The organism is Mucilaginibacter sp. 5C4 (assembly GCF_034345625.1).
Classification (GTDB): domain Bacteria; phylum Bacteroidota; class Bacteroidia; order Sphingobacteriales; family Sphingobacteriaceae; genus Mucilaginibacter; species Mucilaginibacter aurantiaciroseus.
Map to the genome: position 1 here is coordinate 1093984 of NZ_CP133775.1, position 20955 is coordinate 1114938.

A 20955-nucleotide genomic window follows, 5' to 3' on the forward strand; every position below is an offset into this window, starting at 1 on the left:
TGAGCGGGCTGGCATTGATTAAAAGAACAGCACCTGCATAACACACCCCAACCCCTCTCAAGAGCGGAGCTACTTGCAGAACTTTCTCCTCGTACCTCGTTTGAAATGACATTATGAAATACATGGCAACAAACATTTTTGCCTCGACACGCAATATATACACCCATCTCCTTAACTTTACCCCGCATGCAACAACCCGACCGCGATAATTACAAATGGCTTTACACCTTTATTGGTTTGGCCGTGTTGCTTAATTTTACGGGTTTGTTCATCCCCATTTTAGCGCCCGATGGTACATTATATGCCGCCATCGCCAAAACCATGGTGCAGCGTAACGACTACGTAAACATTATTGTAAACCATACCGACTGGCTGGATAAACCACACTTCCCGTTTTGGGTGGCTGCACTTTCATTCAAGATCTTCGGGTTTACTACCTGGGCATATAAGCTACCCGGCATTTTGTTTATGCTGATGGGGGCGTGGTATACCTACAAACTGGCAAAAGAGCTTTACACGAAGCAAATAGCGCTGTGGGCTGTACTGGTCTTGCTTACCTCGCAGCACATCATCTTATCCAATAACGATGTACGTGCCGAGCCTTACCTTACGGGGTTGATCATCGCGTCGGTATATTATTTCTATATCGCTTATACCCGCAACAAGTTTTGGCAACTGGTATTAGGCGCACTGTTTGCCGCCTGTGCCATCATGACCAAAGGCATGTTTGCCCTGGTGCCGATAGGTGGCGCAATAGTATGTCAGTTGGCCATTACCAAACAATGGAAACAGCTTTTTAACCTGCGCTGGTTGCTGGCTGCTGCGCTGATATTGGTGTTTATCCTGCCCGAGATCTGGTGCCTTTATGTGCAATTCGACAGCCACCCCGAGAAGCTTGTTTTTGATACGCACAATGTATCGGGCATCAAATTCTTTTTTTGGGATAGCCAGTTTGGGCGCTTCTTTAATACCGGCCCCATTAAAGGCCACGGCGACCCATCGTTTTTTGTGCATACTACGTTGTGGGCGTTTTTGCCATGGTCGCTGATATTGTTCGCGGCGATATGGCACTTCATCAAAACGGGCATTAAAGATGTACAAAAGCGCGAATGGCTTTGCATCAGCGGGGCATTGCTTACGTTCCTGCTGTTCTCGGCATCCAAATTTCAGCTGCCGCATTATCTCAATATCGTATTTCCGTTTTTCGCTATTATAACCGCGCAGTATTTGGTGGGTTTACAGTCGGAACGTACTATCAAAACCATCCGCATAATGCAAATTGGTTTGGTTGTTTTGTTGTTGCTGGTGATAGGCACCCTGCACTGTTTTTTTAAACCGCAGGAGTTTAATTGGCATGTTGGGTTTACACTTTTGATCTGGCTTGCGCTATTAATTATACTCCCCGGTAATTTCAGCGATGCTGATTTCAGGCAGACGGCATTCCGTACACTCATCATAGCTTTTGTGGTGAATTTGTACCTGAATTTGGCTTTTTATCCGTCGCTACTAAAATACCAGGCCGGGAGCGAGGCCGCTTTTTGGATCAACCAAAACAACGCCGCGAAACTACCAGTTGCCCGCAGCTTTGAGTTTGCCTCCTTCCCGATGGAGTTTTATCTGCAACAACCTATTGTGGAATTGAATGAAGATGGCAGCGGGAAGATTCCTGCAACGCCATTTATTTTCTATGGCCCGGCAGAGGTAGCTGCATCATTCACCTCAAAAGGATACAAGGTTGAAAAGCTGGCGCAATTCCAACGTTTCCACACATCCCGACTGACGCCTAAGTTTTTAAACCAGGCCACGCGTGATAAGGAGGTCGTGAAGATGGAAGTGGTGAAGGTTTTTAAATAACCCTGCCCATCAACGGATCTGTAAAGCTGGAATGCCCCGTTTCAACACGGCCTGCATAACGTTTCTCAAAATCGCCAAAACCTTTTACTTTCAAGGTAAAATCATACCAGCCATGGCTCTTACTTAAGTCGAGTTTTATGGTTTGCGGCGCAAAGCTTTCCTGCTGAATGGTCATTTGTTTTGTGGCGGTTTTGTAGGCATTGTCAATTATTTCAACCGTACGCGGAGTTGTGTCACCATGCAGCCAAAAAGTAAGTGTTATATTGCCGTTCGGTTTTTTATTGACCGCCTGGCAGGTAAGTTCCATACCGATGCCGGGGTCTTTAATGTTGCCTTTAAACTCCCGGTAAAAACCGTTTGGCCCGTAAGTGCGCAGGTGGTAATTGCTGCCCTCAAATTCGTTTAGCGGCCACGCATCGGTTAGGATATCGCCCGCCTTTGCGGCATAGCTCCAAGTGCGTACCGGCTCCATTTTCTGCGGATCGTTAAAGGATACATACTTACCCGGGGCGTAAACGTTAAATGGCGCGCCAACGGCCTTGTCGCCAAAAACGGTATTGCCCGCCTTAAATTTGATTTCGAACGCGGTTTTGTCATCGTTCAGGCTGCCATCAGCATAAAGTTCATACGGTAGCGCACAAGCCGGTTTTATACCCGGTTCCTGCTTTGGCATATGTGGAGATGTTGCCGGATGCTTTTTAATAACAGCTACCTCAGCTGCCGACAGGTTTTTATATCCCGACGGCAGCTTTTTGAATTGTGCTTTGTGGATACCCTCTACAAATTCATTTTTCTTCAGTGGTGCAAGGCTGGCAAATTTCTCGCCATTGTACGGGCGGAATACGGATGTAAGGTCGCCGCAAATGGTACGGCGCCAATCGCTGATGTTATGTTCCTTTATTTTCTTGCCGGTTTTTTTGGCAAGGAAGGTTTCTAAAAATTGCAGTGACGAGGTATGGTCGAACACCTCGGAATTTACATACCCGCCACGGCTCCATGGCGAGGCTATCACCGTCGGCACCCGGTAACCCAAACCAATAGTGCTTTCGCGGTCGTAATCGTTCGGGAAATTTTTGCGTTCCTGTTCCTGCTCCAGGGTTACAAACTCCACCCGCGTATCAATCCCCTCAGAAACTTTTCCGGTGCCTTTTTTGTGCGAATGAGGGGCGGTAAATGGTGGAATATGGTCGAAATATCCATCGTTTTCATCGTATGTTAAAATGAAAATTGTCTTCTTCCAAACCTCCGGATTTTTGGTCAAAATATCCAAAACTTCCGACGTGTACCATGCCCCATACCAAGGCGCACCGGGGTGGTCAGAGAAATTTTCACCGGCCGTTAACCACGATACGGTGGGCAGCTTACCCGTTTTCACATCCTGCCTAAACTGGTAAAGTACATCTCCCTTTGGTACCAGCATTTCGCGCTCGGTACCGTTATCATTATACTTAAGGGTGGTTAATTTATGATAATCTGGGTCAGCTTTATTGGTGGTAAATGCCTTTAAATGAAGGCTTTTCTCCTTAGCGCTTAGTTTATCAAATGCACCTGGCTCTAATATGGCCTTGTTGCTGTTGATGCCGTCTAGTTCCTCTTTTTGCTGCTCTAATTGCTTTTTAAGTTTGATTAGAGTAGCATCTCCGGCGGGTAAAGCATCTATTTTTGCCTGTGTATCAGCTATTTGCTTTGGTAATATAGTAAGCTGTTTTTTTAGATAGGCGACGTGTTCGTTGTGCAGCTTTACATTGTATTGTTTGAAAAATTCCAGGTTATTATCTGTGAAATTCGAGAGCCATGCATCCTCTTCGCCCTCAAAGCCAACACCTACCGATACCTCGTTTTGGTAGCATTTCCATGATATTCCGGCTTCTTCCAATCGCTCGGGGAAGGTTGTCCAGTTTAGCGATTCAAAGTCCGAATCTTCATTCCAGAGATTGGGCCGCGATGATTCATTTTGTTCCTTGCGGATGCTGCCCGTCCAAAAAAAGTGACGGTTTGGCGTAGTACCCGTTAGCGAAGAGCAGAAATTCTGGTCGCAAACTGTAAAAGCATCTGCTAAAGCATAATTAAATGGAAGATCTTCCCGGTTATGGAAACCAAGCGTCAAGGGCATATTTTTATAATCCTTATTATCCGATTTCTTCTCCATTAACCACTGGTCAAATTTGCCATCGTTACGGGCATTTACCTGGTTGCTCCAGCTGTGTGGCAACGAACTCATCCACGTAGAGCGTGTGTTATGAATATCCAGGTGAAACGGCGCATAAGTTTCGCCTGTGTTGTTTGATTGCAGCCAAACCGGGTTGCGGTTAGGCAATTCGATAGCACGCGGGTCGTTAAATCCCCTCACCCCTTTTAGCGAGCCAAAACAATGGTCGAACGAGCGATTCTCCTGCATTAAAAGCACAATATGCTCGGCATCGGCCCAAGTGGTGCCGGGCAATGGGTTTATAGCCATTGCTTTTTGGATAGAAGCCGGGAGGATATTTGCTAAACCGGCGGTACCGGCAAGCATAGCTGCTTTTTTAAGGAAATCTCTGCGTGTATCTTGCATTGTTCTAAATTATAAATCCGCCCCAAATATCTGTACTGTATAGTAACGATAGTATTATGTTATTGTAAAATCAATGTATAAAACAAAAGCGCCTCACCTTCGGGCGATGTTACCAAGCCTATTTTAATATAGCCACACCTTTCTAATAAACGTTGCGAACGCGTATTGGTGTCTGTTGTGGTAGCATATAATTTATCTACAGGGTAAAGTTCATTAATGTGTGCTAGTGATGCTATGCAAGCTTCGTAAGCCAGGCCACGGCCTTCAAACCCCGGCAGGAAAGCAAAGCCAAGATCGGGCCGGTCAAGGTAGTCGCGCTTAAATAAACCGCATAGGCCAATGGGTTCGCGGGTGTTATTTAATTCTACCAACCAAGGGCCAAAACAATGCTGCGCATAAATAGCCATAAATACATTCAATATATAATTAACAGCGTCTGTTTGGGTAAGGATGTTGCGGTCGCCGATGTGTTGTTTCCATGTCGGCGAGTTCAATAAATCGAATATAAATGGCGCATCATTAGGTGTAAAACGGCGCAGGCTGATATTGGATGATGTGTGTAGTGCAGTGCTCATAAAACACTAAGCTATGAATTTTAATAATGGGATAACGCCATAACGCTTGCTTTTACCACAAACATTTGCTTACTTGTATAACCGTTATAAATCATCTGTTTACTTTACCTGATGCCTATGAAAAAGTATTGCCTTACCCTCAATTTAAAAGATGATGCCGACCTGATAGCTGGTTACGAAGAGCATCATAAAGCCGTTTGGCCAGCGGTATTAGACAGTATTACCGCATCGGGCATTACCAATATGGAGATCTATCGTTTAGGCGCAAGGCTTTTTATGATAGTAGAGGCTAATGCCGATTTTAGTTTTTCTAAAAAGGCTGCAATGGATGCCGGCAACGCCAAAGTGCAGGAGTGGGAAGACCTGATGTGGAAATATCAGCAACCCATAAAAGGCGCGCTTGCTGGCGAAAAGTGGGTTTTAATGGATAAGATATTTCAATTATAACAGCTACATTAATTTACCAATTATGAGAAGGACGCTACTAACGTTATGCCTGTTGTTGACTATTGCAACAAATCTTTCGGCACAAGGTACTTACACGCCAACCGCCGAGAACCAGGCACAAAGGCAAAAATTTCAGGATATGAAGTTCGGCCTGTTTATTCACTGGGGCATTTACAGTATTTTGGGCGATGGCGAGTGGGTAATGCACGATAAAAAGATCCCCTATGATAGCTATAAACGGTTAGCCGGATTTTTTAATCCGCTGGAATTTAATGCCAAAGAGTGGGTGGCGTTTGCCAAACAGGCAGGGATGAAGTACATCACCATAACCTCGCGCCACCACGATGGGTTTAGCATGTACGGCACCAAAATGTCGCCATATAATATTGTGGATGCCACGCCTTACCATAAAGACCCATTGATGGAATTGGCAAAAGAATGCGAAAAGGAGGGCATCGAACTCCACTTTTATTACTCGTTGCTGGATTGGGGCAGGCCCGATTATGCTTATGGCAGCAAAATAGTAAATGGCAAGCCCGAAAAAGGGGATTGGGACGGTTATATCAAGTTTATGAAAGACCAGCTAACGGAGCTGATAACAAACTACCCCGGCGTAAAAGGTATTTGGTTTGACGGCGGTTGGGAAAGGGTAGAGGCAAACTGGCATTATGATGAAATTTACGCGCTGATACATAAACTAAACCCGGCCATAATGGTGGGCAACAACCACCACGTTGCTGTGAAAAATGGCGAAGATTTCCAGATGTTTGAAAAGGATCTGCCGGGAGGCAATACCACAGGTTTTGCACCGTCTCAGTCGATAGGTAAACTGCCATTTGAAACCTGCGAAACCATTAACAACAGCTGGGGCTTTAACATTAACGACAGGAGTTTTAAATCGTCTAAACAGATCATCCATTATTTGGTGAATGATGCGGGGCGCAACGCTAATTTCCTGCTAAACATTGGGCCGATGCCAAACGGCAAGATCCAATCTGAGTTTACTGATACCTTGGCTATTGTTGGCGCATGGGTAAAAAAGAATGGCGAAAGTATTTACGGCACCCGCGGCAGCTATGTACCACCACAGCCATGGGGTGTTATAACTGTAAAAGCCAAAACAATGTATGTGCATATCACCAGTCCGCAGGGCGAGGGGTATATTTTTATTCCGAAGTTAAAAGATAAGGTTAGTAAGGCTGTTTTGTTAAGTAATGGCAGTGCCGTTAAATTTAAGCAGCAGCCGGAAGGTGTGTTTATTTATACCGATGGTTTGGTGATGGATGAGGTGGATACAATTGTGAAGTTGACGGTGAAGTAACACTCTTTGTCATCGAACGAAGTACGAGGAGAAATCTTCTACTCTATACAACTTTTTGATGTTCATTGTAGAAGATTTCTCACTATAGTTTCGAAATAACATCATATTTAAAAACACCCAAAAACTTTTTTCAAATTTATTATTTGCTATGCATGCATAATAAATTTATCTTACAGCGTTTAAAGCTATTATTTGTACCATATACCGTTTTGGTGTTGATATTATGCTGTTTACTGCATAAAACAATGGGCAAATTAATTGTTAGCTTTACCGTAAACCAATTATAAATCTACTTTTTTTACATGGAATATTTGTTAACCGATAGCCCTGCGGGCTACGATTTTAGTGTAAGCGAAAACCAAAAAATGATAGGCCAGATGGCCAAAGATTTTGCCGAAAAGCACATCCGCCCAAATGTGATGGACTGGGACGAGGCGCAAAAATTCCCTCTGGAGTTGTTTAAGCAACTTGGTGAGCAGGGAATGATGGGCGTGCTGGTACCCGAAGAGTACGGCGGTTCGGGTTTTGGCTATGCCGAGTATGTTACCACTATTGTAGAAATAGCAAAAGTTTGCGGGTCTATAGGTCTATCGGTTGCGGCACATAACTCACTTTGTACAGGCCACATCTTGGCATTTGCAAACGAAGAACAAAAACGACGTTGGTTACCCAAACTGGCTACCGCCGAATGGCTTGGTGCCTGGGGATTAACCGAAGCTAATACCGGCAGCGATGCTATGCGTATGGCAACCACAGCCGTTTTAGATGGCGACCATTACATTGTAAACGGATCAAAAAACTGGATCACCCACGGTAAAAGCGGCGATGTTGCCGTTGTAATGGTACGTACAGGTGAGAAGGGTGACAGTAAAGGTATCTCGGCTTTGGTAATAGAGCGCGGTACACCGGGCTTTAGTGCAGGCAAGAAAGAGAACAAACTGGGCATGCGTGCATCAGAAACCACCGAAATGATATTTGATAATTGCCGTGTGCCAAAAGAAAACCTTTTAGGTGTAGAGGGCGAGGGCTTTAAACAAGCCATGAAAGTGCTGGATGGCGGCCGCATCTCTATAGCGGCACTGTCATTAGGTATTGCCAAGGGTGCTTTTGAGGCGGCGGTTGCTTATTCAAAAGAGCGCCACCAGTTTGGCCAGCCGATTAGTAATTTCCAGGGGATTGCCTTTAAACTGGCAGATATGGCTACAGAGATAGAAGCTGCCGAATTACTAATTATGCAAGCTGCCGACTTAAAGAACCGCCACTTGCCGGTTACCAAGCAATCGGCAATGGCAAAATATTTTGCTTCGGAAGTGGCCGTACGTTGCGCTAATGAGGCGGTACAGATCTTTGGGGGATATGGTTACACAAAAGACTTCCCCGTAGAAAAATTTTACCGCGATGCCAAGCTTTGTACTATAGGTGAGGGCACCTCAGAGATCCAGAAGATCGTGATTAGCCGCGAAGTGTTAAAGTAAGAAACTATACTGATCAATTATATACCCGGGCCTGTAGCTTTACGTTGCAGGCCCTTTTTGTTGTTGGGATTTTTAAAAAATAAAAAGAGCAGGATTGGCCTTGCGCTATACCTGCTCTCTATAAATTTTAATTAGCTAATAACCGGCAGTTGATTAAATCTGTTAGTTGATAAAAATATAATAAGATATTCAAAATTGTAATTGATTATCAAGTTGCTGATATTTAGTAACTTATTGGCTCACTTTTACAGGGATGGGGTTAACGTAATAAAATGCACTGCGATCAACAGTTTTGATATTTACATCCATCGTTTCGTTCACCTTATTAATATTTACATTGATACTGCCATCGGGGTTGGCTGGCAGGGTAACGTATTTTTTGCCATCGGCCATAGTAGGGGTGATGCTGCTTTTAAACAAGTTTACTGTTAGCGCAACAGCGATAATGGTTAAAATAATTTTTGTGTATAGGTCTGTTTTCATGATTTATTTGGTTTAAGGTGTTAAGGTAGAGAAAATCAAAACACTTTTAAAAAGTAATAAAACAAAAAAATCCCTCCCGGTTTATTGGGAAGGATTTGAGCGAAAGACGAGATTCGAACTCGCGACCCCGACCTTGGCAAGGTCGTGCTCTACCAACTGAGCTACTTTCGCGTTGGGGTGGCAAAAGTATAATTTTAGTTTAAATAGAAAAAAAATATTTTGAAAAAGTTCAAAATGCTTATTTTAGAGCCACCGTACAAACCCTGTAATGATCAATATAAAAACAATTAAACTGACCGAAGCTGAAAAGATAACGCTTGAACGAGCCATGCGGAAAAGCTCGCTCAAAAGAACCCGCGCGCTTGATTTTGTATCTACCGTGAGTGATATTGGTAGCAACAAACTTTTCATAGGTTACGATGGAAAGAAAGATGTCCAGTTTTCGCGTTTAAGGACTTCTTTTGAAAAATTTATGCCAAGGGCGATTGTTATACTATCAAAAAATGAAACTGAGATCGAATATAGGATCAGGTATAGTTTACTATCTACCGTTGTTGTAGTTTTTTGGGCGTTAGGCTTTATTGTGGTTACAGCCACTGCCTTGGTTAATAAATATAATTATGAAGGTATAATTGTGCCGTTGGTCTTTTTTGGAGGGTTTGTGCTTTTAACCATGTTAGAATTGAATATCACCGGTAAACGGATACAAAAGGCGATAACATTAAATCCATAAACCCGAATGCAGCGGATACCAACCCCGTGCCTAAAGCTTGCGCGGGACTGAAGGGACATAGTGTCACTGCACATGATTTTCAATTTAAATAATAAGGAGCTAAGTAGATTTATAGCAACATCACCCGCTCTCTCCACTCAATCAATCTATTACAAAAAAAACTTTTACTGCAAGCCCTTGAAAATCAAAAAATAGTGTCTACCTTTGCAGTCCTTAAAATAAGGATAAAACAGTAAATACAAAAAGGAAAAAATGCCTACTATTCAGCAATTAGTTAGAAAAGGTAGAGTAGCTATGGTTGACAAGAGTAAGTCACCAGCGTTGGACAGCTGTCCACAGCGAAGAGGTGTGTGCACACGTGTGTATACCACTACCCCTAAAAAACCAAACTCAGCAATGCGTAAAGTTGCACGTGTGCGCCTTACAAATGGTAAAGAAGTTAACGCCTACATCCCTGGTGAAGGCCACAACTTACAGGAACACTCTATTGTTTTGATCCGCGGTGGTCGTGTAAAAGACTTACCGGGTGTACGTTACCACATCATCCGTGGTGCGTTAGATACTTCAGGCGTAGCCGGTCGTAACCAACGCCGTTCAAAATACGGAACTAAACGCCCTAAACCAGGTCAGCCAGCTGCCGCGACAAAAGGTGCACCAGCTAAGAAAAAGAAATAATTAAAGGAGGATAGTAATAATGAGAAAATCAAAACCAAAAAAAAGAATCCTTCTTCCTGATCCAAAATTCAATGAAGTATTGGTAACCAGGTTTGTAAATAACATGATGTTTGATGGTAAAAAATCTACCGCTTACACCATATTCTATAATGCAATTGATATTGTTGAAAAGAAAACAAGCGAAAACGGCTTAGACAGCTGGAAAAAAGCTTTAAACAATGTAATGCCTGCTGTTGAAGTAAAAAGCCGCCGTGTTGGTGGTGCTAACTTCCAGGTGCCTACAGAAGTTCGCCCTGAACGTAAAGTAGCTTTAGGTATGAAATGGTTAATTAGCTATGCACGCCGCCGTGGTGAAAAAACCATGATGGAGAAATTAGCCGGCGAGATCATTTCTGCTGCTAAAGGTGAAGGTGCTGCTGTGAAGAAGAAAGAAGATACGCACAAAATGGCTGAGGCCAACAAAGCGTTCTCACACTTTAGATTCTAATAAAAGGATTACACCGATTTAATATACGGTTGCACCGATTTTGCTATGATTGCAGAATCGGTGTAATCATTAAATAAACTGGTGAAATCAAAAAACTAAAAAGATGTCAAGAGATCTAAGATATACAAGAAACATAGGTATTGCCGCTCACATTGATGCCGGTAAAACCACTACTACAGAGCGTATTCTGTATTACTCGGGTGTTAGCCACAAAATTGGCGAAGTACATGAGGGTGCAGCTACAATGGACTGGATGGCGCAGGAGCAGGAACGTGGTATTACCATTACCTCTGCTGCTACCACTGTTAATTGGAAATATAGAGGCCAAAATTACCACATCAACATTATTGATACACCAGGGCACGTGGATTTTACCGTTGAGGTAAACCGCTCGTTACGTGTATTAGATGGTTTGGTATTCTTATTTTCGGCAGTTGACGGTGTTGAGCCACAATCAGAAACCAACTGGAGACTTGCAAACAACTACAACGTTGCCCGTATAGGTTTCGTTAATAAGATGGACCGTAGCGGTGCCGATTTCTTGAACGTTGTTAAACAAGTAAAAAGCATGTTAGGCAGCAACGCTGTTCCGCTTCAATTGCCTATTGGCGCTGAAGAGAACTTTAAAGGTGTTGTAGATTTAATTAACTGGAGAGGTATTGTTTGGAATGAGGATGATAAAGGTATGACCTATACCGAAGTGCCTATTCCTGAGGATATGATCGAGGAAGCAACTGAGTGGAGAGAGAAATTATTGGAATCAGTTGCTGATTACGATGAGAGCCTGATGGAGAAATTCTTTGAGGATCCTGCTTCTATCACCGAGCGCGAAATTTTAGATGCATTGCGTAAAGCAGTGTTAGATGCTAAAATTGTGCCTATGGTGTGTGGTTCATCTTTCAAAAACAAAGGTGTACAAACCATGCTTGATTATGTGATGGAATTACTTCCTTCACCTATGGATGTTGATGGTATTGTTGGTACTAACCCTGATACAGGCGAAGAAATCATCCGTCAACCTTCAGAAAAAGAACCATTTGCAGCATTAGCATTTAAAATAGCGACGGATCCTTTCGTAGGCCGTTTATGTTTCATCCGCGTTTATTCTGGTAACTTAGAGGCTGGTTCATATGTACACAACATGCGTTCAGATAACAAAGAGCGTATCTCCCGTATCTTCCAGATGCACGCTAACAAGCAAAACCCTATCCCTAATGTAGGTGCAGGTGATATTGCAGCGGTAGTAGGCTTCAAGGATATCAAAACAGGTGATACACTTTGTGATGAGAAACACCCTATTATTCTTGAGTCGATGAACTTCCCTGAGCCGGTTATCGGTTTAGCTATCGAGCCTAAAACTCAAGCTGACATTGATAAATTGGGTATGGCTTTAGGTAAATTATCTGAAGAAGATCCAACCTTCCACGTAAAATCTGACGAAGAAACCGGCCAAACTGTAATTAGCGGTATGGGCGAGCTTCACTTAGATATCATCATGGATCGTCTTAAACGCGAGTTTAAGGTAGAGGTTAACCAGGGTGCGCCTCAAGTAGCTTTCAAAGAAGCTATTACAGGTACTACACAACACCGCGAAACTTATAAGAAACAAACTGGTGGTCGTGGTAAATTTGCCGATATCCAGGTTATTATATCACCAAACGATGAAGGTAAAGAAGGTTTAACTTTCGTTAACGAGATATCTGGTGGTTCAATCCCTCGTGAGTTTATCCCATCTGTTGAAAAAGGCTTTGCGGCTTCATTGGCAAATGGTGTATTAGCAGGTTACCCACTTACAGGCTTAAAAGTTCGTTTAATTGATGGTTCGTTCCACGCGGTCGATTCAGATGCGCTATCTTTCGAGTTAGCTGCTAAGATCGCTTACCGCGAGGCGTTACCAAAATGTAAACCGGTATTGCTTGAGCCAATCATGAAGATCGAGATCTTAACCCCTGAAGAAAACATGGGTGATGTTATCGGTGATATGAACCGTCGTCGTGGCCAGCTTTTGGGTATGGATTCACGTGCAGGTGCACAGGTAATTAAAGCTACTGTACCACTTTCAGAAATGTTTGGTTACGTAACCCAGTTACGTACTATTACATCTGGCCGTGCTACTTCAACCATGGAGTTTGATCACTATGCTGAAGCACCACGTAACGTACAGGAAGAAATAGTTGCTAAAGCAAGAGGCAAAAGAGCTGCTGCTAACGCATAATTAGAAAAATGATTACACCGATTGATTTGTGATTTCATAGATTGACCGGTGTAATTTTAAGATAACAGCCATATCTAATAAATAGCTCTTAGGGTGGCCAATTAATAAATCGGTGAAATCGTCTTAAATCGGTGAAATCATCATAATCAAAAACAAAATGAGCCAAAGAATCAGGATCAAATTAAAATCGTACGATTACAACTTGGTTGATAAATCAGCCGAGAAGATCGTTAAAACAGTAAAGCCAACAGGCGCTGTAGTTAGCGGACCACTTCCGTTACCAACCGAAAAGAAAATTTTCACTGTTTTACGTTCACCACACGTTAATAAGAAAGCACGTGAGCAATTCCAATTATGTTCTTACAAACGTTTATTGGATATCTACAGCTCAAACTCAAAAACTGTAGATGCGCTAATGAAGCTTGAATTGCCAAGCGGTGTTGAAGTTGAGATCAAAGTATAACTATACCGGAAGATCTATAAAAAAAGCCATTCGTCTATTGATGAATGGCTTTTTTGTTTAATTAAATGTTACTACTGCACCTGTGGGCCTACAGGATCTATCTGCATAATTTCCCAGTGGTGGCCATCAAGGTCGTCGTAGCTGTGCTGAAATTAATTTAGAGTTGCCCGTAATAAGTATCAGATAAAAAATCTAACCATACACCTTCCAGTTCATCAATCAAATGCGGCCTGATAGATATGCCTGATGCCTGCGGCGCCCAGGTTTGTTCGGCAAGGTTGCCGGTTTTAAGAATGTCGAAGGTAAGGATGCGTTCTTTATCAGGGTTGAGCAAAGCATCGATGCTGATTTGTATACGATGGTAGATGCGCCCTTTGCGAGATGCCAAATAAGGTTCTGATACAATATGCCCCGAGCCAAATATACCCCTTGGTTCGGCACCCAGGCGTACAAGGTAAGCGCGGTCGCTAATGGAAATGGTTTTATGGCTGGCAACGCTCCAGTTGTCTACCAATTTGCCGGTTGTTTTTAGTTTTTCAATATCGTCATCAATATTTTCCCATTTAAACTTAACGGGGTTCCATCCAAACAAAAAAGCTTTTTGTAGTGGATTAGCCATTGCCCATTAATTCGTCATTCTTGTTACGCTCTGTTTGCAACTCGCGGGCAAGTTTCTTTTCTTTTTCGTTAGCTTTGGTTTTGTACGTTTTATACTCTTCTTCCAACTCGTTATAAAGCTTAATGCGGTAACTGGCTTCGCGGCTGTGGCTGCCACTACGCGCGATCACGATGGCTGCTATAACGCCAAAGCCTATCACCAGGCCCCACATAATTAAATTGTAGGTGCTTTTGGTAAGCGGCACGCCAACAAGGCTTACCTCATCAACTTTGGCTTTTGACTCGGCCACTGCCTGGTCTTTACTGGTCGATGATTTTTTTAAAGTATCTATATCCTTTGCCTGTTCTTCAACAGTAGCCTGCGCTGCTTTTAACTGTTTGCGGGTAGTGCTAAGCGTGTCGTTATAGTTTTTAAATAGCGCCGCAACCAATGGTTGCTGGTAATTGTAAACTTTGGTCAACAAGTAATGGTATTGCCCGCGCAGGCTCTTATCTACAGGCGCTGCAGATTGTTGTGTAGGCGCGGTGCGATGTTGTGCAGGTACTGCTACAGTTGGCACAGCTGTAGTGCCCGGTATTTGCGAGGTGGTAACTACGGGCTTTTTATAGGTACCGTATTTGGGTTTAGCGGCAACTAATTTAGCGGCGGTTACTTTTTTGGTAGTATCCTGCGCGTGGCTAAAGCTTGCGCTGCTTAAAATGAGTATCGCTAATAAGGTAATCCGTAAATTCAAAGGCTTGGTCATAAAATTATAGGTATCGGGGGTTAATCACATCAGTTTAGGCTATGTAAATGTATAATATGTTAAACGTAATAAATAAATTTAAAGTTTATAAAAATAGTTTAAACATATGGCGTGTATCACCATCATCTTTACAAGGGTGATAAGTAATGCCTGTATAAATAAGGTGTAATTGGCAAAAAGCATATATTAGGCCTTTATTTTATACTATGCGGATAGGTATTATAGGTTTGGGCGATATGGGTAAACTTTACGCCAAAGCTTTTGCAAAGGCGGGCTACAAGGTTTGCGGCTGCGATATGCCCCTTAACCGGGAGCGACTGGAGAATGAGTTAGACCCGTTGGGCATCATCCTAATGGATGATGGGAAAGATGTATCGCGCGTAAGCGACCTCATCATCTATTCGGTAGAGGCCGATAAACTGGAGCAGGTAGTGGGTATGTACGGCTCATCTACCAAATATGGTGCTATTGTAGCAGGGCAAACATCTGTTAAACACCCCGAGATCGCCATCTTTGAAAAATATTTGCCTGCCGATGCGCAGATCATCACCTTCCATGCCATGCACGGCCCGGGCTTTGAGCCAAAGGGGCAAAAGCTGATCCTTATTAATCACCGTAGCGAAGCAGATGCTTACCAGCGCATGCTTGACCTGTTTACTGCTTTAGAAACCGACATTGTAGAGATCCCGGACTATCACGAACACGATAAAATTGTAGCCGATACGCAGGCTGTAACCCACGTTGGTTTCGAGAGTATGGGCACCGCCTGGAAATCGGCTGGGTTTTTCCCGTGGGAGAATGCCTCTTATATAGGAGGGATCGATAATGTAAAGATCCTGACCACCCTACGTATTTTTAGTTATAAAGCTCACGTTTACGCGGGCCTGGCTATCCTTAACCCCTATGCCCGCCAGCAGGTGAAGCGCTACGCAGAATCAGAATCAGAGCTATTTAAGCTGATGATCAAAGAAGAGGAGCAGGAGTTTAGGAACCGGCTTTACCGTGCGCGTGACTTTGTTTTCCACGAAAGCCGTAAGCCCATTATGTTTAATGATAGCATTATGAACGAGTTTTCGCTTGCGCGGGATGCAGGGCACCAAAAGCCAAACTCACACTTAAGTATCTTAAGTATGGTTGATGCCTGGTACCACCTGGGCGTAAACCCGTATGATAACCTTATCTGCCAAACCCCGCCGTTCAGGTTGAGATTAGGTATAGCAGAGTACTTGTTCAAAAACGAAGAGTTACTCGAAGAATCGATAGAAACAGCCCTGTACGATAAAACCATCCGTGGCGACGATTTGGAATTTCATTCCGCTGTGCGGGAGTGGAGTGCAATTATTGGTTATGGCGATATGGAAGGCTACAAAAAACACTTTAACGAAGTGCAGTCCTTTTTTGCCGGCCGACTAGAAGAAGGCAACAAGCAGAGTGCAGAGTTGATCCGCAGGTTAATGATGACTTAGTTAAATTGGGCTAATCTTTAGCCTCTATCTTGCCCCACTCAATGCGCAGTTCGTTTATTTTATCGGTAACGCTGATTATCTCATCGCGGTATTTGTAATTGTCGTTCTCGCTAAATTCTTTGTAAAGTAGTTTGTACAGGCGACACTCCAGCATAATGATTTTTGATTTGATGGCGGCTATCTGTTTTTCTTCAGCAGGTAACAAAGGACCGTTCATTTCCTTCCCAATTTTAGCGAGCGTATCTACACGAAGCATTGTTTTGTTAGTCATCATCGCTAACCGCTCCGCACGGGATAATTCATAAGTATGATAAAAATCCTTGTTCAGTCTGTTGAAAAGGTTATCTGTTTTAGTGGTAAGCTGTTGTAATTCTTTTAACTGGTAAAGTGGCGCGAGCCATGTGCACAGTACTGTGTACATTATTGTAATGCCTAATGCACTTGTAGCAATAATACTTTTCTTTTGATGCTTTAACCCTAAATAGGCTATCCATCCAAAAATAAAACCGGATATAAGTCCACCAAAATGCGCCGCGTGGTCTACATGTCTGCCAATCGGCATAATGCTGTACGCAATAAATATTGTGGTGCTGATGAGCAATGCCCTGCGCGCATTATTCTCGTAAAAGTTGGTGGTTAGTAGCGCCAGCAACACCCCAAACAAACCAAATATTGCGCCTGATGCCCCCGCCATTACACCTTGCTCGTTCCAAATAACAGAGGTTGCGCTGGCGCAGATGCCGGTAAGCAGGTAAATAAAAAGATAGTTCCATTTGCCAAGCTTACTTTCAATAAGCGAACCGATGTAGATCAGTACGATCATATTACCTATAATATGCAGCAATGAAAAGTGCAGGAATGTACTGGTTACCAGCCGCCATAACTGCCCATGCAGCACCTGGTTGCGCCCGCTAAAGCCAAGTGAAAGATAGATCTCCTCTAAGTTGATCTCAGGGGCAACTGTCCCATCCTGTTTGTGTTGCATAAACATGCCTATCATTACCGCGGTACTTATGATATATATGCCAATGTTTGCCAACACTAGGATAGGGGTAACGCTGTAGCCCGGTTTAGGGTTAAAATGCGATAAAAAGCCGCGGAGCTTCTCCTTATATCCTAATGGAGGATTTTCAAAGCTAATGAACTGGCTACCGGGAATGGTATCAATAAGTTGCTGTGTAGTTTCCTGCAGGGAGTTTTGCAAGTGATACTCTACATAAGTGATCTCACCAAACAGTAGTTCTATGTTTTTATCGTTTTTGCCATAATCGGTAAAAAGGCCCTGGTAGCCAACGCATTCGCTTTTGATGATGGCCTGGTTATCTATTATATGGACAGATACTTCTTCGGCGTATGACGACCATGAGATATTGGTGTATGCAATAATGCCATCGTGGTTAAAATAACCAATGCGCCAGCCAAGGTTTATAAACGCGTTATAAACCAGCGTAAGATAGTGGCTGGTGTTGTAATCGTTTAGCGGAACGGTAGTGGTTTTACGCGGAGAAAGGCCCCAGCTCATAACAATAGTTTAGGTGTAAGTAGTAAAGATACGTGATGGTTTCAAATACACAAGTTATGGGCTGGTTATCATTAAATTGAATGGTAATTACGTTGCGTTAATATTTATTTAAAAATAACTTGATAACTATTTGAAAATTAATGTAAAGTTTCTATCTTTGCCGTCCCTTAAGGGGGAAATAATATGCCTTGAACGAAGCCCTACTGCTTCGATGGGCACAAATAAAATAAAGAAAATGTCAGGAATTATTGGTAAAAAAGTAGGAATGACCAGCATTTTCGATGAAGCGGGGAAAAACATTCCTTGTACTGTAATCGAAGCTGGCCCTTGCGTAGTAACCCAGATCAGGTCTGTTGAAACAGACGGTTATGCTGCTGTACAGTTAGCATATGGCGAGAAGAAGGAAAAAAACACTTCAGGCCCATTAAAAGGCCATTTCCAAAAAGCCGGTACTACTCCAAAACGTAAACTTGTTGAATTTAAAACATTCGAAGACGAAAAAGCTCTTGGTGACACTGTTACCGTTGAGATTTTTGCCGCAGGCGATTACGTTGATGTAGTAGGTACTTCAAAAGGTAAAGGATTTCAGGGTGTTGTAAAGCGTCACGGTTTTAGTGGTGTGGGTATGCAAACTCACGGTCAGCACAACCGTTTACGTGCTCCAGGTTCATTGGGTGCATCATCATGGCCTTCGCGTGTATTTAAAGGTATGCGTATGGCGGGTCAAATGGGTAATGTTCGCGTTAAAGTACAAAACCTCGAAGTGGTTAAAGTATTTGCTGAGCAAAACCTAATTGTAGTTAAAGGTTCTATCCCCGGAGCTAAGGGTTCATTCGTAATAGTGGATAAATAAGATGGAAATCAACGTATTAAATCTATCAGGTAAAGAAACAGGTGCCAAGGTGCAACTGCCTGAGTCCGTATTCGGAGTAGAGCCTAATGATCATGCTATTTACTTAGATGTAAAGCAGTTCTTAGCTAACCAACGCCAGGGTACGCACAAATCAAAACAACGTAATGAAATTGCAGGTAGTACCCGCAAATTACATAAACAAAAAGGTACAGGCGGCGCCCGTGCCGGTAGCATCAAATCTCCATTGTTTAATGGTGGTGGTCGTGTTTTCGGTCCGCAGCCACGTGATTATAGCTTTAAATTAAACAAAAAGCTTAAATCATTAGCACGTGCTTCAGCTTTATCATACAAAGCAAAAGATAACAACATTTTGGTTCTGGAGGATTTCAGCTTTGATGCCATCGCAACCAAAACTTATATTAAAATGGAAGCTGATCTGAATGTTACTAACGATAAAACGTTATTAGTATTAGCAGGTGCCGAAAATAACAACGTTTATTTATCAAGCAGGAACCTGAAGAAAACTAAGGTTATATCAGTTGAGCAGCTTAACACTTATGATGTGTTAAACGCTGGTAAACTAATCTTAACTACAGGCGCTGTTAAAACTTTGGAGGAAGCATTAGCTAAGTAATTATGGAAATTTTAAAGAAACCCTTACTTACTGAAAAAGTAGCTCAACTAACTGAGAAACTTAATCGCTATGCGTTTAAAGTTGACCACAGAGCTAATAAAATTCAGATCAAAGGCGCTATTGAGGCTATGTATGGTGTTAACGTTACAGCAGTTAACACAATGAAATACATAGGTAAACTTAAAACCCGCAACACAAAAGCAGGTGCAGTGTCTGGCCGCGCGGCTACTTACAAGAAAGCCATCATCACGCTGAAGGATGGTGAAACAATAGATTTTTACAGCAATATATAATATAGAGATGGCAGTAAAGAGATTTAAACCGGTTACCCCCGGTACCCGTTTCAGGATTGATGTATCTAATTCGGACATTACAACAAACGTTCCTGAAAAGTCGTTGGTTGAAGCAGCGAATAAAAGATCAGGCGGTCGTAACCACAGCGGTAAAATGACTATGCGCTACCTTGGTGGTGGCCATAAACAAGCATACAGGATAATAGATTTTAAACGTAATAAGTTTGACATCCCTGCAAAAGTTGCAACTATTGAGTATGATCCAAACAGATCTGCACGTATAGCCCTGTTACATTTTGTAGATGGTGAAAAACGATACATGATAGCTCCGGAAGGCTTAACAGTTGGAACGGTAGTTGTATCTGGCGAGGCTGCTGCACCAGAGGTTGGTAATACCATGCCTTTGAAGAACATCCCGTTAGGTTCTATCATCCACAACATTGAGTTAAACCCAGGCCAGGGTGGTGTTATTGCCCGCAGCGCCGGTACTTATGCTCAGTTATCAGCACGTGATGGTAAATACGCCATCATCAAATTGCCTTCAGGCGAAACACGTATGATACTGTCAACCTGTTTGGCAACTATCGGTACCGTTTCAAATGGCGAAAAAGCAAACGCAGTGCTTGGTAAAGCCGGCCGTAAACGCTGGTTAGGTCGTCGCCCTCGCGTTCGTGGTGTAGCCATGAACCCTGTCGATCACCCTATGGGTGGTGGTGAAGGCCGTTCATCAGGTGGTCACCCACGTTCACGTAAAGGTTTATTAGCCAAAGGTTACAAAACCCGTGACAAGAAAAAAGGATCAGATCGTTACATCATTGAAAGAAGGAAGAAATAATAATGGCACGTTCAATTAAAAAAGGACCTTACATAGATCATAACCTGGAAAGAAAAGTTCTTACCTTGAATGATGCAAGTAAAAAATCAGTTGTAAAAACATGGTCACGTCGTTCCATGATCTCTCCTGATTTCGTTGGTCATACATTCGCAGTACACAACGGTAATAAATTTATTCCTGTGTATGTAACAGAAAACATGGTTGGTCACAAGTTGGGAGAATTTGCACCAACCCGCACATTCCGCGGTCACGCAGAAAAGAAAAAATAAGGCATGGAAGCAACAACTAAAATCAAAAAGTCTGTACTGATCAGGCAACAAAAAGAAGCGGCTAAACTCGTAGTGGGTGGTTCTTCAGTTGCTAAACTACAGAACTGTCCAACTTCACCACGCAAAATGCGTTTGGTGGTTGATCTGATCCGTGGTGAAAACGTTGAGAAAGCGTTATACATCTTAAAATTTACTAACAAAGAAGCAGCTATACGTGTAGAGAAACTTTTGTTATCAGCCATTAAAAACTGGGAAGCAAAAAACGAAGGCAAACGTGTTGAGGATAGCGCCTTATTTGTTAAAGAAGTATCAGTAGGTGGTGGCCGTCAATTAAAGAGGTTACGCCCTGCACCACAAGGTAGAGGTTTCCGTATCCGCAAACGTTCTAACCATGTAACTCTAATTGTGGATAGTAAAAACGATAACAACTAATTTGA

Annotated in this window: 22 protein-coding genes and 1 tRNA gene; 16 read left to right on the forward strand and 7 right to left on the reverse strand. The window is 42.9% G+C overall.

Annotation, left to right across the window (positions count from 1 at the left end):
* Nucleotides 1-186: 186 nt before the first annotated feature.
* A complete protein-coding gene (locus RHM67_RS05025) occupies nucleotides 187-1854 on the forward strand; it encodes an ArnT family glycosyltransferase (RefSeq protein WP_322231041.1) in 1668 nt (555 codons plus the stop codon).
* Here RHM67_RS05025 and RHM67_RS05030 read toward each other — a convergent pair.
* Both RHM67_RS05030 and RHM67_RS05035 read right to left on the reverse strand, forming a co-directional pair.
* Complete coding sequence (locus RHM67_RS05030) at nucleotides 1847-4408, reverse strand: phosphocholine-specific phospholipase C (protein WP_322231042.1); 2562 nt, start codon at nucleotides 4406-4408, stop codon at nucleotides 1847-1849. The two genes, RHM67_RS05025 and RHM67_RS05030, sit on opposite strands and share 8 nt — an antisense overlap.
* A 59-nt stretch (nucleotides 4409-4467) precedes the next feature.
* Nucleotides 4468-4983 carry a GNAT family N-acetyltransferase gene (locus RHM67_RS05035; RefSeq protein WP_322231043.1) on the reverse strand — a complete coding sequence of 172 codons (516 nt, stop codon included), beginning with the start codon at nucleotides 4981-4983 and terminating at the stop codon, nucleotides 4468-4470.
* A 117-nt stretch (nucleotides 4984-5100) separates the two neighbouring features.
* Here RHM67_RS05035 and RHM67_RS05040 point away from each other — a divergent pair, with 117 nt between their 5' ends.
* The 3 genes from RHM67_RS05040 (at nucleotide 5101) to RHM67_RS05050 (ending at nucleotide 8226) form a co-directional block, all read left to right on the forward strand.
* On the forward strand, nucleotides 5101-5430 hold the full coding sequence (locus tag RHM67_RS05040) for an L-rhamnose mutarotase (RefSeq protein WP_322231044.1): 330 nt from the start codon (nucleotides 5101-5103) through the stop codon (nucleotides 5428-5430).
* 22 nt (nucleotides 5431-5452) lie between these two features.
* Nucleotides 5453-6751, forward strand: coding sequence for an alpha-L-fucosidase (locus RHM67_RS05045; RefSeq protein ID WP_322231045.1), 1299 nt, complete (start codon nucleotides 5453-5455; stop codon nucleotides 6749-6751).
* 302 nt (nucleotides 6752-7053) lie between these two features.
* Nucleotides 7054-8226, forward strand: coding sequence for an acyl-CoA dehydrogenase family protein (locus tag RHM67_RS05050; RefSeq protein WP_322231046.1), 1173 nt, complete (start codon nucleotides 7054-7056; stop codon nucleotides 8224-8226).
* A gap of 231 nt (nucleotides 8227-8457) precedes the next feature.
* On the opposite strand, the gene RHM67_RS05055 is transcribed toward RHM67_RS05050, so the two are convergent.
* Together RHM67_RS05055 and RHM67_RS05060 are read right to left on the reverse strand one after the other, a co-directional pair.
* Nucleotides 8458-8709: a hypothetical protein gene (locus RHM67_RS05055; RefSeq protein ID WP_322231047.1), complete on the reverse strand. Its 252-nt coding sequence runs from the start codon at nucleotides 8707-8709 to the stop codon at nucleotides 8458-8460.
* Nucleotides 8710-8807: 98 nt separating this feature from the next.
* A tRNA-Gly gene (locus RHM67_RS05060) sits at nucleotides 8808-8880 on the reverse strand.
* Between the two features lie 97 nt (nucleotides 8881-8977).
* Between RHM67_RS05060 and RHM67_RS05065 the strand changes: the two genes are divergently transcribed.
* The 5 genes from RHM67_RS05065 (at nucleotide 8978) to rpsJ (ending at nucleotide 13282) form a co-directional block, all read left to right on the forward strand.
* On the forward strand, nucleotides 8978-9442 hold the full coding sequence (locus tag RHM67_RS05065; RefSeq protein WP_322231048.1) for a hypothetical protein: 465 nt from the start codon (nucleotides 8978-8980) through the stop codon (nucleotides 9440-9442).
* Between the two features lie 252 nt (nucleotides 9443-9694).
* On the forward strand, nucleotides 9695-10117 hold the full coding sequence (gene rpsL / locus RHM67_RS05070; RefSeq protein WP_252757826.1) for a 30S ribosomal protein S12: 423 nt from the start codon (nucleotides 9695-9697) through the stop codon (nucleotides 10115-10117).
* A 16-nt stretch (nucleotides 10118-10133) separates the two neighbouring features.
* The gene (rpsG, locus tag RHM67_RS05075) at nucleotides 10134-10604 is read left to right on the forward strand and encodes a 30S ribosomal protein S7 (RefSeq protein ID WP_370341159.1); all 471 of its coding nucleotides are present in this window, start codon (nucleotides 10134-10136) and stop codon (nucleotides 10602-10604) included.
* A gap of 103 nt (nucleotides 10605-10707) precedes the next feature.
* The gene (gene fusA / locus RHM67_RS05080; protein WP_322231049.1) at nucleotides 10708-12819 is read left to right on the forward strand and encodes an elongation factor G; all 2112 of its coding nucleotides are present in this window, start codon (nucleotides 10708-10710) and stop codon (nucleotides 12817-12819) included.
* A gap of 157 nt (nucleotides 12820-12976) precedes the next feature.
* Nucleotides 12977-13282, forward strand: coding sequence for a 30S ribosomal protein S10 (gene rpsJ / locus RHM67_RS05085; protein ID WP_022830652.1), 306 nt, complete (start codon nucleotides 12977-12979; stop codon nucleotides 13280-13282).
* A 157-nt stretch (nucleotides 13283-13439) separates the two neighbouring features.
* Here rpsJ and RHM67_RS05090 read toward each other — a convergent pair whose 3' ends face one another.
* A complete protein-coding gene (locus tag RHM67_RS05090) occupies nucleotides 13440-13901 on the reverse strand; it encodes a hypothetical protein (RefSeq protein ID WP_322231050.1) in 462 nt (153 codons plus the stop codon).
* Complete coding sequence (locus tag RHM67_RS05095) at nucleotides 13894-14646, reverse strand: hypothetical protein (RefSeq protein ID WP_322231051.1); 753 nt, start codon at nucleotides 14644-14646, stop codon at nucleotides 13894-13896. The genes RHM67_RS05090 and RHM67_RS05095 overlap by 8 nt, the downstream gene beginning before the upstream one ends.
* 206 nt (nucleotides 14647-14852) lie before the next feature.
* On the opposite strand from RHM67_RS05095, the gene RHM67_RS05100 reads away from it, so the two are divergent.
* Nucleotides 14853-16112 carry a prephenate dehydrogenase gene (locus RHM67_RS05100; RefSeq protein ID WP_322231052.1) on the forward strand — a complete coding sequence of 420 codons (1260 nt, stop codon included), beginning with the start codon at nucleotides 14853-14855 and terminating at the stop codon, nucleotides 16110-16112.
* A gap of 10 nt (nucleotides 16113-16122) precedes the next feature.
* Here RHM67_RS05100 and RHM67_RS05105 read toward each other — a convergent pair whose 3' ends face one another.
* Nucleotides 16123-17634 carry a rhomboid family intramembrane serine protease gene (locus tag RHM67_RS05105; RefSeq protein ID WP_322231053.1) on the reverse strand — a complete coding sequence of 504 codons (1512 nt, stop codon included), beginning with the start codon at nucleotides 17632-17634 and terminating at the stop codon, nucleotides 16123-16125.
* 235 nt (nucleotides 17635-17869) lie between these two features.
* Between RHM67_RS05105 and rplC the strand changes: the two genes are divergently transcribed.
* From rplC to rplV, 6 genes are read left to right on the forward strand one after another with little or no spacing between them, the layout of a single operon-like run.
* Complete coding sequence (gene rplC, locus RHM67_RS05110; protein ID WP_252758488.1) at nucleotides 17870-18487, forward strand: 50S ribosomal protein L3; 618 nt, start codon at nucleotides 17870-17872, stop codon at nucleotides 18485-18487.
* 1 nt (nucleotide 18488) lies between these two features.
* Complete coding sequence (rplD, locus tag RHM67_RS05115; RefSeq protein ID WP_252757832.1) at nucleotides 18489-19121, forward strand: 50S ribosomal protein L4; 633 nt, start codon at nucleotides 18489-18491, stop codon at nucleotides 19119-19121.
* Nucleotides 19122-19123: 2 nt separating this feature from the next.
* A complete protein-coding gene (rplW, locus tag RHM67_RS05120; protein WP_252757833.1) occupies nucleotides 19124-19414 on the forward strand; it encodes a 50S ribosomal protein L23 in 291 nt (96 codons plus the stop codon).
* 7 nt (nucleotides 19415-19421) lie between these two features.
* Complete coding sequence (gene rplB / locus RHM67_RS05125) at nucleotides 19422-20249, forward strand: 50S ribosomal protein L2 (RefSeq protein WP_252757834.1); 828 nt, start codon at nucleotides 19422-19424, stop codon at nucleotides 20247-20249.
* Between the two features lie 2 nt (nucleotides 20250-20251).
* A complete protein-coding gene (rpsS, locus tag RHM67_RS05130) occupies nucleotides 20252-20518 on the forward strand; it encodes a 30S ribosomal protein S19 (RefSeq protein WP_067059750.1) in 267 nt (88 codons plus the stop codon).
* Between the two features lie 3 nt (nucleotides 20519-20521).
* A complete protein-coding gene (rplV, locus tag RHM67_RS05135) occupies nucleotides 20522-20950 on the forward strand; it encodes a 50S ribosomal protein L22 (protein WP_067059749.1) in 429 nt (142 codons plus the stop codon).
* Nucleotides 20951-20955 lie beyond the last annotated feature (5 nt).

Bases quoted from the DNA above. Each gene is read 5' to 3' on its own strand.
- RHM67_RS05030 (WP_322231042.1), bottom strand. From the start codon at position 4,408: ATGCAAGATACACGCAGAGATTTCCTTAAAAAAGCAGCTATGCTTGCC.
- RHM67_RS05035 (WP_322231043.1), bottom strand. From the start codon at position 4,983: ATGAGCACTGCACTACACACATCATCCAATATCAGCCTGCGCCGTTTT.
- rplB (WP_252757834.1), top strand. From the start codon at position 19,422: ATGGCAGTAAAGAGATTTAAACCGGTTACCCCCGGTACCCGTTTCAGG.
- rpsJ (WP_022830652.1), top strand. From the start codon at position 12,977: ATGAGCCAAAGAATCAGGATCAAATTAAAATCGTACGATTACAACTTG.
- RHM67_RS05050 (WP_322231046.1), top strand. From the start codon at position 7,054: ATGGAATATTTGTTAACCGATAGCCCTGCGGGCTACGATTTTAGTGTA.
- rplV (WP_067059749.1), top strand. From the start codon at position 20,522: ATGGAAGCAACAACTAAAATCAAAAAGTCTGTACTGATCAGGCAACAA.
- RHM67_RS05095 (WP_322231051.1), bottom strand. From the start codon at position 14,646: ATGACCAAGCCTTTGAATTTACGGATTACCTTATTAGCGATACTCATT.
- rplW (WP_252757833.1), top strand. From the start codon at position 19,124: ATGGAAATTTTAAAGAAACCCTTACTTACTGAAAAAGTAGCTCAACTA.
- RHM67_RS05045 (WP_322231045.1), top strand. From the start codon at position 5,453: ATGAGAAGGACGCTACTAACGTTATGCCTGTTGTTGACTATTGCAACA.
- RHM67_RS05100 (WP_322231052.1), top strand. From the start codon at position 14,853: ATGCGGATAGGTATTATAGGTTTGGGCGATATGGGTAAACTTTACGCC.
- RHM67_RS05065 (WP_322231048.1), top strand. From the start codon at position 8,978: ATGATCAATATAAAAACAATTAAACTGACCGAAGCTGAAAAGATAACG.
- rplD (WP_252757832.1), top strand. From the start codon at position 18,489: ATGGAAATCAACGTATTAAATCTATCAGGTAAAGAAACAGGTGCCAAG.
- rpsL (WP_252757826.1), top strand. From the start codon at position 9,695: ATGCCTACTATTCAGCAATTAGTTAGAAAAGGTAGAGTAGCTATGGTT.
- RHM67_RS05055 (WP_322231047.1), bottom strand. From the start codon at position 8,709: ATGAAAACAGACCTATACACAAAAATTATTTTAACCATTATCGCTGTT.
- fusA (WP_322231049.1), top strand. From the start codon at position 10,708: ATGTCAAGAGATCTAAGATATACAAGAAACATAGGTATTGCCGCTCAC.
- RHM67_RS05105 (WP_322231053.1), bottom strand. From the start codon at position 17,634: ATGAGCTGGGGCCTTTCTCCGCGTAAAACCACTACCGTTCCGCTAAAC.
- RHM67_RS05040 (WP_322231044.1), top strand. From the start codon at position 5,101: ATGAAAAAGTATTGCCTTACCCTCAATTTAAAAGATGATGCCGACCTG.
- RHM67_RS05025 (WP_322231041.1), top strand. From the start codon at position 187: ATGCAACAACCCGACCGCGATAATTACAAATGGCTTTACACCTTTATT.
- rplC (WP_252758488.1), top strand. From the start codon at position 17,870: ATGTCAGGAATTATTGGTAAAAAAGTAGGAATGACCAGCATTTTCGAT.
- rpsS (WP_067059750.1), top strand. From the start codon at position 20,252: ATGGCACGTTCAATTAAAAAAGGACCTTACATAGATCATAACCTGGAA.
- RHM67_RS05090 (WP_322231050.1), bottom strand. From the start codon at position 13,901: ATGGCTAATCCACTACAAAAAGCTTTTTTGTTTGGATGGAACCCCGTT.